At 53.1% G+C, this 12,195-nt stretch carries 9 protein-coding genes; 5 read left to right on the top strand and 4 right to left on the bottom strand.

Translation table 11 applies throughout. The annotated features are described in order from the left end of the window. Positions 1-893: 893 nt before the first annotated feature. The 5 genes from FHL16_RS25440 (at position 894) to FHL16_RS25425 (ending at position 4,544) form a co-directional block, all read left to right on the top strand. Positions 894-1,229 carry a hypothetical protein gene (locus FHL16_RS25440; RefSeq protein WP_077749634.1) on the top strand — a complete coding sequence of 112 codons (336 nt, stop codon included), beginning with the start codon at positions 894-896 and terminating at the stop codon, positions 1,227-1,229. 140 nt (positions 1,230-1,369) lie between these two features. Further along, positions 1,370-2,338 carry a DUF932 domain-containing protein gene (locus FHL16_RS25435; protein WP_077749633.1) on the top strand — a complete coding sequence of 323 codons (969 nt, stop codon included), beginning with the start codon at positions 1,370-1,372 and terminating at the stop codon, positions 2,336-2,338. Positions 2,339-2,465: 127 nt separating this feature from the next. Beyond that, positions 2,466-2,963: a JAB domain-containing protein gene (locus FHL16_RS25430; RefSeq protein WP_077749632.1), complete on the top strand. Its 498-nt coding sequence runs from the start codon at positions 2,466-2,468 to the stop codon at positions 2,961-2,963. A gap of 101 nt (positions 2,964-3,064) precedes the next feature. After that, on the top strand, positions 3,065-3,241 hold the full coding sequence (locus FHL16_RS34130) for a hypothetical protein (protein WP_177346255.1): 177 nt from the start codon (positions 3,065-3,067) through the stop codon (positions 3,239-3,241). Between the two features lie 244 nt (positions 3,242-3,485). Next, complete coding sequence (locus FHL16_RS25425; protein ID WP_077749631.1) at positions 3,486-4,544, top strand: hypothetical protein; 1,059 nt, start codon at positions 3,486-3,488, stop codon at positions 4,542-4,544. Between the two features lie 87 nt (positions 4,545-4,631). Here FHL16_RS25425 and FHL16_RS25420 read toward each other — a convergent pair whose 3' ends face one another. The 4 genes from FHL16_RS25420 to FHL16_RS25405 form a co-directional block, all read right to left on the bottom strand. Continuing rightward, complete coding sequence (locus FHL16_RS25420; RefSeq protein WP_077749630.1) at positions 4,632-5,345, bottom strand: M48 family metallopeptidase; 714 nt, start codon at positions 5,343-5,345, stop codon at positions 4,632-4,634. Next, positions 5,345-8,443, bottom strand: coding sequence for a type I restriction endonuclease subunit R (locus tag FHL16_RS25415; protein WP_077749629.1), 3,099 nt, complete (start codon positions 8,441-8,443; stop codon positions 5,345-5,347). The genes FHL16_RS25420 and FHL16_RS25415 overlap by 1 nt, the downstream gene beginning before the upstream one ends. Positions 8,444-8,691: 248 nt before the next feature. Beyond that, complete coding sequence (locus FHL16_RS25410) at positions 8,692-10,734, bottom strand: DUF262 domain-containing protein (protein WP_077749628.1); 2,043 nt, start codon at positions 10,732-10,734, stop codon at positions 8,692-8,694. Then, positions 10,731-12,140, bottom strand: a complete 1,410-nt coding sequence (locus tag FHL16_RS25405; RefSeq protein ID WP_256578027.1) for a DUF262 domain-containing protein — start codon at positions 12,138-12,140, stop codon at positions 10,731-10,733. Before FHL16_RS25405 ends, FHL16_RS25410 begins: the two co-directional genes overlap by 4 nt. Positions 12,141-12,195: the final 55 nt, after the last annotated feature.

Below are 12,195 nucleotides of genomic sequence, written 5' to 3'. Positions count from 1 at the left end.
CTGACTCCACAAGCACCCACACGAATTGCTTGATTCAGTTGTTAAAGAGCGGTTGGTTAAGATCTTTCGTCTCAACCGAGGCGTGCACTGTACAGCACATCCCCTCAAGTAGCACCCTTAAAAGCTCCTGATTTTATTAATAAAATCAATTACTTAGGCCAGAACCAGCTTCAAGCTGCTCGTTAGCGGGAGGCGAATAGTACAGCATTAAACTACGTGGTCAACCCTCATCTAAAAATTCTTTTTCCATACCAAAGAGCCTAGGTTGCCACTATGAAAACTTCCAAGGTCCGTACAAAGCATCAGGGCAGCAGAGAACCCAGACCACGTCGTCACTGAAGCCCCCCCCTTATTTCGTGGACGCTGACTAACCGCTTTTGGCCGATGTCTGCCTGTCGCCACCGTCAGCTATGGGTCCAGGCTGTGTGAAAACGTTTTAGAGCAAGTTTTCAGTCAGAATCGGAACGAAAGTCGCGCTCCTACGCAAAATTTCAGGTCTGCTGACTAACCAAAAACGCTGCAGATTTTACGTAGCAACGCAGACTTCAAAATGGTGCATGCGCTTTCACACAGCCTCGGTCGTTCTCTGCCGGTCGTAAGGCTGGTTGAATTGGGTCTTGGTAACCTATCTTGATTGGTCAGTATTCTAGTAGTCATTGGACGATCTAAAACTAGGTGATCGAGCTCGGACTGCTCCTAACGCCACGAGATTCAGCGACATTTGATTGCATTCAAAAAATTCGTAGTAACACATCACGAACCTGAATCTGTGCACTAAACATCCCTCCCGACTCGTCCACTCACCATAAAGCAGATCGCTCAGGCGATCTGCTTTATGGGCTCTATGCCTGCGCAGTGACTTCATCCCAACTCTCTCGACAGGAACCCTGTACATGGCCATTCAATGCCCACGCTGTCACTCCACAGCTGTCATCACCAAAGATTTCGCCAGGAAAGTCGGCGCCCTTATCGGCACCGTCGGAGGCGCCGCCCAAAGAGTCACAGGCGCCATGGCTGGCGCCGACGTTGGCGCAGTCATCGGTGTCGTGGCTGGCCCAGCCGGTGCCATTGCTGGCGGTATGGCCGGAGCCATTCTCGGCGGATTAGCCGGAGCGGCGACTGGCTGTATTGCAGGCGCCAAACTCGGCGAAGTCATCGATGAGCGGGTTTTGGACAATTACGCTTGTCTCGACTGCGGACTGTCGTTTAGCGACCGTCATCCCATTTAAACAGCTCATCTTCCGCTAACGTAACTGCTGCTCCCCATCTGCTTCATCGCTCCCCCTCTCGATCAACACCCCGCACGCCGACAGATACCTGCTGAATACTCAGCGGCGTCGCCGTGCGCCTATGAAAAGGAAGCTCTCCCATGGCACACCTCATCGAACACATGGCTTACGTTGGCGCTACGCCCTGGCATGGTCTGGGCAGTCAGCTCTCGCCGAAGCAACCACTGGAAGTCTGGCAACAAGAAGCCGGTATGGACTGGCAGATCCAGGAATCGCCGGTACGCTTCATGGCGGATGCTGTCGGCCATCTCGGCACTATCCATACCTTTCCCGAACAGAAGGTGCTCTACCGCTCAGACAGCAAGGAAGCCTTGTCGGTCGTCTCACAACGCTACCAGGTGGTCCAACCCCGCGAGGTCCTGGAATTTTACCGTGATCTTACGGAGCGCTCTGGCTATGAACTGGAAACCGCCGGCGTCCTGAAGGGAGGTCGAAAACTCTGGGCACTGGCGAAGACCGGACAGTCGACTGCAATTAAAGGTAATGACGTGGTAAACGGCTATGTGCTACTGGCAACGTCCTGTGACGGCACACTAGCCACCACTGCAACTCCCACCACCGTTCGCGTGGTCTGCAATAACACACTGACCATATCCCTAAGCGGAGCCACCCGCGCAATCAAGGTTCCACACAGCACGCGCTTTGATTCGCAGGCAGTAAAAAAACAACTAGGCATCGCCGTCTCGCAGTGGGACGAATTTATGTATCGGATACGCGCCCTCGCGGAACGCAAGGTTCAATGGACTGAGGCCATGAGCTTCTTCATGGAGGTGCTGTGTGACACCAGCGCGTATGACCCCATTCCCAATGTACTGCCCAACAAACGAGCTATGGAGAAGGTACAGAGCCTGTACGAAAGTAAAGGCCGAGGATCTGAAATGGAGTCCGCTCGCGGAACAGCATGGGGCTTGCTGAACGCTGTGACTGAATACGTGGATCATGAAAGGCGCGCCAGGAGCACTGAGTATCGAATGGACTCGGCATGGTTTGGACAAGGCGCAGTAATTAAACAGAAGGCACTCGATGCAGCTTTACAACTCGTTGCGTGAGCCACAGCAATACCGAGCGCTCTCACCTAAAGGGGCGTTCGGAATCATTTAATCCCAACATCCACCTTCCAGTAACTGAGCCACCCACCCTTCATTGCGTTCACGCGTTCGTGATAGGAGCACAAGCATGAAATATCCCAAGCTCAAAGCTGGTGAAACGACACACACCTATGTCACAGAATCACCGGTCAGCGAAACCGACATCCTGCAGATGGCTCAACAACTCGCGATGTATCGTCTGTCTAAAGGGCGGGCGTTGACTGAGCGTAGACTCGTCTTCAATCACCTACAATCGCTGCTGCAATTCCATGAATACGAAGTCTTTGCTTTGTTACTGCTCGACACCGAGCACCGGGTTATTGGCTTCAAGGAAATATTCAGGGGAGCATTGGAAGTAGCCTGCGTGTCCCCTCGGGAGGTGGTCAAGATCGCTATGGAGCACAACGCAGCGGCCGTGATTCTGGTGCATAACCGTCCCTCCGGTGACCTGAAGCCCAGTCAAGCAGATCGCGCACTGACCGAAACCCTCAAAAATGCCCTCAACATGATTGGTACCCACATCTTGGATCATGTCGTCGTCGATTTTGAGGGCTGTGTATCGCTGACAGTAGAGGCGCATATGTAGGGACGCTTTGCCCTTGGCATTAACTAAATAAGCCGATCCAGCAGAGGGCGGCCACTACGGCTCGACATAAACCAATATTGCCTCAACTCTAGGAGACTCCCATGGCGTTGATACGTTTCCTAATCGCACTTCTCATCTTCATCGGTGTACTGGCAAGCGCTTCAGCAGTAGTGTTTGCTGTGATCCTAATGTTGCGATTCCCGCCGATCTTGGTCGCAGTTGGTATTGCCTTCCTTTTCTTTTACTGGGTGCTCAAGCGCTTCCCCAGCATCGAGTAGACGACATAAAGCAGACAGAGACTGTTGATCAGCTCTGCCTGCTTTTATTTTTCTTTTTTTTCTTTTGTCGCCTGAGCTATGTTCACTGAAATATCGGAAGGACTCAGCAGCTGGCAATTCAGTCCATTACGCCAGCGATGTGCGGGATAGCCTGCTTCAACAGCTCGACTTCCGATACCGATGCCTGGGCTTTGACCTCGGGTTGAGATTCAGTCAAACGGCTACAGCACCTGGATAAGAAAACATGTTCGAAGTTATCACCGATCTTCGCCAGATCTCGGCGCACAACCGTAAGCTCACCACTCGCCTAAAGAAGGCTTTCATCCACGGTGAAACCCGTGAAATCACTTACCCTTCTGGGCACATGTCGGGAAAGGTTTTTTTTGAACATGACAGCGGCTTCAGAGTCCGCGGTTGGTCGCCCTGCAAGAAATGGCCGGACAAACACATGAACTTCCTCGTCATGGGTGAGCCCAGCTCCACTGACTGGCTCGAGATCACTGTGCAACTTAACTTCCCAGCCGAGGAGTACAACCGAAACCTAGCCGGGGCATTCGTAAAGGACGAAGACGGGGAAGTGTTTTTGGCACATCGCGGCAAACTCACCAAGGGTATGGGCGCTCTGAAAAAAAATCTGGTGCTCGAGCGCTTCCCAAACTGCATCTCTGCGAAGGACGGGAATCAGACCAACCAGCTGATCCTCATAGCTGGTCTGGGCTCCCCGGACATGATTGATCGACTGTTTGAGTTCGCCGTCGAGGCTCGCCATGTGGCGACCGAACTGGGCGCGCTCAAGCTTGCCAACACGGGAGAACGAACACCATCCGAGCGCAATGGCAAACAGCCGCCAGCTACTGTGGCCGATAAACAAACGCAGCGCGCGCACAAACTTGGCGCCTACTTTGAAGAATTTTCAGGGGAGAGCTGGGGCGATAACTACACCGTCTCGGGCAATCGCGTGGTCGAACACGGCGCCATAGTCAACGCGCTCGCCGTTCAGCTTCAGACCACTGGCACACTGCAGAAGTCCCAGGCTATCGACTTGGCTGTAGTCGGTGAATACCATGTCGACCTATACGAGGTGAAAACCTCCGCCAACACGACCAATATCTATACTGGCCTCGGCCAGTTGATCTTGCATGGTGAGGCCATTGCCGATGAACTGCGCTTTCCGGTACGTCGCTACCTGGTCCTACCTGAACTACCGCCCGAGCGGCACGCCCCGCACATCGCAGGTAAGGCAGAGATTAAAGTTATTACCTACCAGAAGCTGGACACTGGGTACCAATTCGACGGGATTTAAGTCCATCCGCGCCAGCCTGCCCCGTACTCCACTTGTCAGGCTCCAGGCCAGGGGCACTTACATATAGGCGCTGTGCCCAGAATTCGCTCAATACCGCCACTCATCATGCGCTAATGGGGACGAATTCAGCCGTGATTTACTCTCCTTCCAATGGGGCAGGAAGTCATCCATCAGTCTTACAAACCGTTGGTTGTGGTGCCGCTCTAGCAGATGCACCAGTTCATGCACCAGAATGAACTCAAGGCACTCAGGAGGTTTTTTTGCGAGTTCAAGATTTAACCAAATCCGTTTAGCCTGAGTGTTACAGCTGCCCCACTTGGTTTTCATCTTTTTGATTCCCCAGAAACTCGGGCATACCCCCAGACGCACCTCCCAGTCGCCAATCAACTCCTGCACACGCGCCTTGAGCTCGACGCGATACCAGTCGTTGAGCAAGTTCATTCGTGTTTCCAGATCAGTTTCTGGTCGTACATAGAGCCTCAACCGCGTATTGCTGCGTTTAATTTCTGCTTTACCAATACGCTCAGTCACCTCGAGTCGATAACGACGACCCCACAAGTAATGGGTTTCACCAGAGATCATCTTTCGCTCGGTTTGGCGCGGCTGGGCGGCGAAATCTTTCTGTTGCTTGCGAATCCAGGCCAACCGCTGAATCACAGCAGTGCGTACTGCTGTATCGGACAAATGCTCAGGTGCAGAAACGCGTACCCTGCCCTCTGGTGGCAGAACGCTAATGTGCAGGTTTTTGATCGCTTTGCGGTTGAGCTCAACCTCAAGACTGCCGATATGAACAGTCGCCATTAGCGATAGTCCTTCTGGGCCTTGATCAGCTCCATGAGGTTAGGGATATCGACTTCATACCCTGCGCTTTCCTCACGGATAGCATTGGCCAGTTCACGTTCCTTGAAACGATCGCCAACCCAGTCGGCTTTCTTGGTATAGCGCACGGCGGTATCTATACGGGTTGCCAGCACCTCATCCCGACCAAGGTTGTCGTACAGGGCGCGTTTGGCTGATGTATCAATTGAGCCGGGATACTGGTGTTGGCTGTTACTCCCAGGACTTTTCACCTTGCGAGCTAAGTCTCGAATTTGCTCAAGGTACTCCTGGTAATCTAACGCCTTCTGTCGGCGCAGTTCGATCAACTGATCCAGCAGCACAGACATCTGCTCGTAGTATTTGGGGTTTACCGGGTTTTCATCGACGATGGTTTTGCGCACGTTATTTTCGATGGTTTCGGCCATGGCATCGGGATCTCTACGCAGATCGTCAGAAACATTCTCCAATGCACCCGCGCCTTTCTCCACCACCAACTCAATCAGCCCCAACTCCTCGAAGTCCATCAATACTTCACTGTCATCAGCACGGACGTACATGTCCAACAGCTTGCGCATCGCCGGCTCGAATCGCTTCATCTCAACCAGATCACCACTGGCGAGTTTCACTTCATCGCGAACTTTTTCAAAGTGAATGACGTCAGCCCGGATGGTTTCTTCCTGAGCCTTGTTGTAACCAGCCTCAAGCATCTCATTGGCCAGGTTGGCCCAGGCACGCAGCAACTTTGCGACGCTCTGATAAAGCGCCAATCGGAGGGCTTCCTTCTCAGGTAGGTCGTCCTTGTTCTCTCCCGACACGCCGCAGAAATAGTGTTTGTAATCCTGGATGTTGCGCGGTGCCAGCACCGGTTCACAGAGTGCGCGCACGGCCTCCAGAGCGTTATCCAGATCCTCCCGCGCTTGGACCAAACGATCTTTCAACAGGCCGGCGACATCTTCCTTGTCATACTTATCAAAAGCCCCGGCTGTGTAGTCGGTAATGGCCTTATCCAGGGAGCGAAACAAATCTTTGTAATCGATTATGTAGCCGTACTCCTTGTCATCACCATCCAGGCGATTTACCCGGCAAATTGCCTGGAACAGGCTGTGATCGGCCATCTGCTTATCAATGTACAAGTAGGTGGCCGGCGGCGCATCAAAACCCGTAAGTAACTTGTCGACCACTATCAGCAGGCGCATTTGTCCTGGTTCATTAATGAAGCGCTGTTTGACTTGCTTTTCGAACTCTTCAACGCGTTTGGCTGCTTCCTCGGCGGGTTGGTCAAAGTAGTTGGCCAACATGCGCCGGTAGATCTCGTATTTGGCCAGTTTTTCTGTCAACCCTTCGCCAGTCTCTTCCCCCTTGATCTCGGAGGCCATCGGCTTGTAGCTTGTGACAATGGCGCACTTGCCAGCGAGGTCTGTCTCACTGAACAACTCATAGACCTTGCAAGCCTGATAAACGCTCGCACACACCAACATGGCGTTACCCCGGCCATCCATCAGGCGCGGCCGTGTATCCATATCAAGCATGATGTCGTTGACGATCTGCTCCAGCCGCGACTTGCTTGACAACAGTTTCTGCATCGAGCCCCATTTCTGTTTGAGCTGGGTTTTGCCAAGGTTCGACAGGCCTCGTGTCTTGGCCTCGAACCACTCATCTACCTTCTTCTGTGAAGTCACACGCTGGTCGATATCCCGCGCCTCATAGCGCAGGTCAAGCACCACACCATCGTCCACTGCTTCGTCGAATTTGTAGGTATGAATAAAGGGGCCAAAAATCTCGATCGACTTCTTCTTGTCCTTCTTCATCAACGGTGTACCGGTGAAACCAATAAACATGGCTTCCGGCAGAATGTCCTTCATTGCCTCGTGCAGCTTTCCCGACTGAGTGCGATGGCATTCGTCAACGAACACATAGAGATCGCCTTTGACACGAAAGTCTTTGGGCAAGCTGTTACGCAACTCCTCAATAAACGCATCGGCGGCTTCTTCACTCTCCGACTCGCCATGGCGACCAAACTTGTGTACCAACGAACACACGAGCCAAGGTACAGGCATATTCAGGGTATCGAGCAGATCCGCACCGCTTTTACTGCGCAGTATTTCCTCATCAACACCGTAGAAAACCTTCTCAATCTGCTCATCCAACTCGGTACGATCGGTAATTATCAGCACCCGTGAATTCTGAATATTTTCCCGGATCCACTTGGCCAGCCAGACCATGGTCAAGCTCTTACCGGAGCCCTGGGTGTGCCAAATGATCCCGCCTTCACGTCGAGCCAAAAATGGCTTGCTCGCCTCGATACCGAAAAATTGGTTATGCCGGCAGGTCTTCTTGGTACCGGCATCAAACACAATGAAGTCATGGATAATCTGTAGAAAGCGCTGTTTATTGCACATGCAAGCTAGGTGGTCATCGAGCAAATAACCGGAAGACTCCGTCGTGAGTGGCTCTTTCCACTCCAGGTAGTACTTCTCTGGCGTTTCGATAGAGCCGTAGCGCAGCCCTTGGGTGTCGTTTCCAGCCATAACCAGCTGCTGGGTGCTGAAGAAATTGCGTATGAAGTCTTTCTTCTGATTGTCCAGGTTCTGCCTGATACCTTCGGAGACTGAGACCGAGGAGCGCTTCAGCTCAATCACACCCAGAGCAATACCATTCACATAAAGCACAATATCCGGGCGCTTCTTATTCTCGCCCTTGATCGACACTTCTTCAGCGATAGCGAAGTCATTGGATTCGGGATTGTGCCAGTCAATCAGCCAAACAGTTTTGTTCTGCTCGCCAGCCCCCTCTTTGTCTCTCACGCCATAGCGCAACAACTGGTACACCGCTTTGTTGGCGTCATACAGATTCTTGCCTTCACCCAACGCAGCGGCCACATCCAGCTGGCGCAAAACGCGTGTGATCAATGCGTCACTGATATCACGCCCTTGCAACCAACGAGTCAGCAGACCGGATTCAATATTGCGGTTGCCCTCACGCGAATGCCAGTCGCCAAGATGACTCCAGCCGAGTTGATCCTGAAAAAAACGGGCGACACGTTGCTGAGTGGCGCGTTCGCGCTGGCCAACATTGCTCATGCAAGACTTCCTTTCCAAATCCGATCCCTGCTGCTTAAGTCGATGACAAGCTGCTGCCTAACTCAGCTACAACTCGCCATCACGATCAAAGGACATTCTAAAGCACCCAGAAAATCAGGCGAATCAGGCATTATCATGGCCTTGAGTAAAAGCCTGCCGACCAATGTTGCCAGCATGATGTCACGCGTCACCCAGAGAGCTTACCCCCGAATCGAACGCAGACAATGCCGCGTGCATTAATCCGCAGGCTACGGTCTTTCAGGCTGCTCGCTGAAAGACCTGACGTAGTGCTCACGCACCGCAGTCAGCATCGCCTCCTGATGACGCCTGGCCTGTGTATCTCCCCAGGTCGTGTTCGCGTAGATCAAATCCATCTTTAACGAATCTGGTCGGCTCTCGTGGTTGCGCTTGTTAAAGTAGCGCTGGCGCTTTTCATTGAACGGCAGATTGCTGTATTCGGAGTTAATGCTGCGTGATACCAACGCCAGATTACCGAACCGGTTCAGCCAATGCTCGGATACCTTATTGGTATCCGTATTCTGCGGTCGCTGCGGTGAGATATGCTCGACGGAGTTTTTCGCAGTAAACCGAAAATTGCTCCACAACGGCCATTCATTGCGCTGCGTGCACCAGAGCACGAAGTCCTGTTTGTAAAACCAGTAATGAGGGAAAGCGACTCCGTGGTTTTCTTGCAGCAGGGCATCAAACACCAGATGGCCAGCGATGCGCCAAGGCTCCTCCATGAACCAATAAGTCCGGACAACCAGACTCTCGTCATTGCTGTCACCCAACAACTGGTTGTCTAGGTGACAAAGAAAGTTGAAGAAGCGCTCGCACTCTTTCCCCTCGCTTCTTACCCCTAATGACTGCTTGTGGATGAAATACAAAAAAGGTGTCAGCCAGTAATGCGTGGTGATTTCCTGTGAGTGATACAACATACCCTGCAGCAGCGATAACCCTTGGTGAGCGGTGCTCTCGCGACTGCGGTTGATGTAACACTTACTATCGCTGACGGATATCGAGGTCAGGCAAACCTGATGTACTTCCTCGTCCCCCTGGTCCACCCACTTGATCACATACTCATCCCACAAGACTCGCAGGCGCCAGAGCAGATCGATAAAGCTGCGGGCGTTTGCTTCGCGGGCAGATACTTCGACCCCAGCAAAAAATGCCTCATCGAACAGCGCCAGCAACTGTCGGTCCAGCAGGCGCTTCAGATCGGCCTTGCTGTTCTCATGCAGCCAGATGCGCAGCGCATGCTGAAGAAACAACGGAAATCCGATGATACTACGTGCCCAAGGTTCTTCCCCCTCGTCAGAACTCGAATCGGAGGTGTGATCCAAGCTTTGCTCTTCACTAGCAAAGATGCTTTCTAGGGTAAGTTGCGCCTCGGAGCTATCGTCCAACGGGCTTTGCACTCTGTATGAAAGAGCTGAATGTATCGCAGAAGTATCCACCAGTTGTCCGGCAGCGTAGAGCGCCCCCAGCTGATTGGCCTCCAGGTGCGTTTCTGCACATAGATTGCGTTCAATAAAGCCACTCATATCTGCGCAAGCACTCCAGAGAGCCGCGTAGCGCGCACGGTCAGCAGCTGGAATGTCTTGGAGCAATCGTGCTTTGAGAATCTCGTGATGTTGCAGCTGCACACCTCGATTGTTGATAACCTCAAACAGCTTGTTGAGATCCATGCCCTCAGGCACATGGGTCAGCACCAGCTTTACCTTGCGATACACAAAGTCAGCCAGCCCGCGCAAGTAGACCTCATCAACAGCGCCGCCACTCGCGCGCACGTAGGTGGATGCAAAGGACATCATCAACTGCTGGGCGTGGCGCATGCTCTGCGTATCGAGCGCTTCACCGACCACCGCATCAGTGTCGTGCATGAGACTGTTCAGATACACATTCACCTGCTCGCGGATGGAAAATCGTAGTCGCGGCTGCGATCCCTGCTTCAGCCGGACAAAACGGAAAGCCCCCATAACCTCACGCCAGACAGCGACGGTACTGAGTAGCCAGAGCGTGGTGAAGCGCTGCTGACCATCAATCAGATCAAAACGACGCAGTCCATCAGCACGATCCTGTTGAGCTGTTTTTTCCACCAGCAAGGTACCGCCGAGGAAAAACTGCTCTTCATTCCGATCATAGGCATGAGCGATGTCAGTGAGCAGAGTATTAATCTGATCCTCCCCCCAGACATACAGCCGCTGGTAAATAGGCACATTAAAAGACCAAGCTTCGCCTGGTTGATCGACAATCTGCTCCAACGTGTACAGCTCAGATGTGATGCTCACGACCAGTCCCTCTTGATCAGCGACTCAACCCAACTTGGCTTGTCACCCAGACGCTCACAGCCCGCACCGGCATCAGGACGAAAATAATTGAGGACGGCCTGCTTGTACCGCCCCTGCACTCTTTTACCTATAGCCACCTGTTCATCACGATAGAGTTCGGCACATTTCCGTTGTTGCTGTTGCAGGTATTCCAGCACCTGCCGCGGATGATGGCTCTGAGCAATAACATCCAGCAAATTAAGGTCGCCATCTCTGAAAAAGTTGGCCGCTGTTTCTTGACGCACCTGCTGCTTTTCTAGACGAATCGCTCCGAGCAGGAATTCCAGTCGCAGGGCGAACGGCATGAGCTGTTCATACTCGAATTGATCGATATAAAGCAGGGTAGCGAGGAGGAAAATTTCCCGCAGGTATTCCTGGTTGCTCCGCAACAACTGCGCGTACAGGCTACGAAAAGCGAGCAGGCCCGTCTCTGCGGTCGGCTCATTCATCAGCGCCTGCAACAGCGCCGCGTACTTATCGGCATACAGGAAGAAACCGATGCCCTGATGAATAGGCTGGCGCAGTGCCATAGGCAGATTGGCGGGGTTCTGGCTCAGCAGCAGGCGACTGCCCTGCAATTCGCGATCGCCTCCGGCCTTTAACGTCAAGGCCGTGGCCATCCGGTTATGACGGCAGGCGTATACCGGCAGGGTATCCAGACTAGAACGGGCATCATGATCCAGAGGCCAGGTATTAGTCTGGAACTCCTCAAGTATGGAGTCATGCCGGCCCGCTGGCACCTGGCTGCCCCGCCAACGCCGGGCACGCCAGAGAAATCGATTGAACAGATTGGGAGCAAAATCCTGACCTGGCGAGAGCACCGCCGGATGACGCTGAATATCTTCCCAGCGCTCGGCGCAGTATTGCTCCAAGCCATGGCGCTGCTGCTCATGACCTTCAGCTTGGTCTATGGCGCGCAGATGATAAGCCTTGAGCAGGTCGGTGGCATGCAGACGCACCCCCCGGTTGTTCTGAGTGTCAAAAAAGGTGAAGGCCAGATCGGCGCTGTTGACCACAATTACTGTCAACAGCAGCCGATCAAACAAAGAAACACTAACCTGTGGCTTGCATTCTTGCAGCACCTTGGCAGCCTGACGAATACGCCGCGCCGACTGTGCCGAATAGCTCAGCGCCTGCCCCGGCGGCAGCTCACCGTGCTTGTACCGGTAGAGTATCGAGAGCGCGGTAATACGCTGTTGCCCATCGATGATAAAACGCAACTTCTTATCCGCATCTGCATGCACCAGTACCGCGCCCATGTAATACGGCAGCGATTGATCCGGTAGTTCGCAGTAGTCGGTCAGGTCTTCTGCCAATTGGGTCATTTTTGCCCTGTCCCAGACAAAGCCACGCTGGTAGCTGTCCAGCGCCAGCGACCAGCAGCTGATTGAAGCTCATCGTCGTAACAGAGACAGGGGAACT

This window comes from Pseudomonas sp. FSL W5-0299, from assembly GCF_005930655.1.
GTDB lineage: Bacteria > Pseudomonadota > Gammaproteobacteria > Pseudomonadales > Pseudomonadaceae > Aquipseudomonas > Aquipseudomonas mandelii.
Note: the sequence above shows the minus strand (reverse complement) of the source record. Positions and strands in the feature narration are given on the sequence as shown.

Coding starts and splice junctions, on each gene's coding strand:
- FHL16_RS25440 (WP_077749634.1), top strand. CDS start 894: ATGGCCATTCAATGCCCACGCTGTCACTCCACAGCTGTCATCACCAAA.
- FHL16_RS34130 (WP_177346255.1), top strand. CDS start 3,065: ATGGCGTTGATACGTTTCCTAATCGCACTTCTCATCTTCATCGGTGTA.
- FHL16_RS25415 (WP_077749629.1), bottom strand. CDS start 8,443: ATGAGCAATGTTGGCCAGCGCGAACGCGCCACTCAGCAACGTGTCGCC.
- FHL16_RS25420 (WP_077749630.1), bottom strand. CDS start 5,345: ATGGCGACTGTTCATATCGGCAGTCTTGAGGTTGAGCTCAACCGCAAA.
- FHL16_RS25435 (WP_077749633.1), top strand. CDS start 1,370: ATGGCACACCTCATCGAACACATGGCTTACGTTGGCGCTACGCCCTGG.
- FHL16_RS25430 (WP_077749632.1), top strand. CDS start 2,466: ATGAAATATCCCAAGCTCAAAGCTGGTGAAACGACACACACCTATGTC.
- FHL16_RS25425 (WP_077749631.1), top strand. CDS start 3,486: ATGTTCGAAGTTATCACCGATCTTCGCCAGATCTCGGCGCACAACCGT.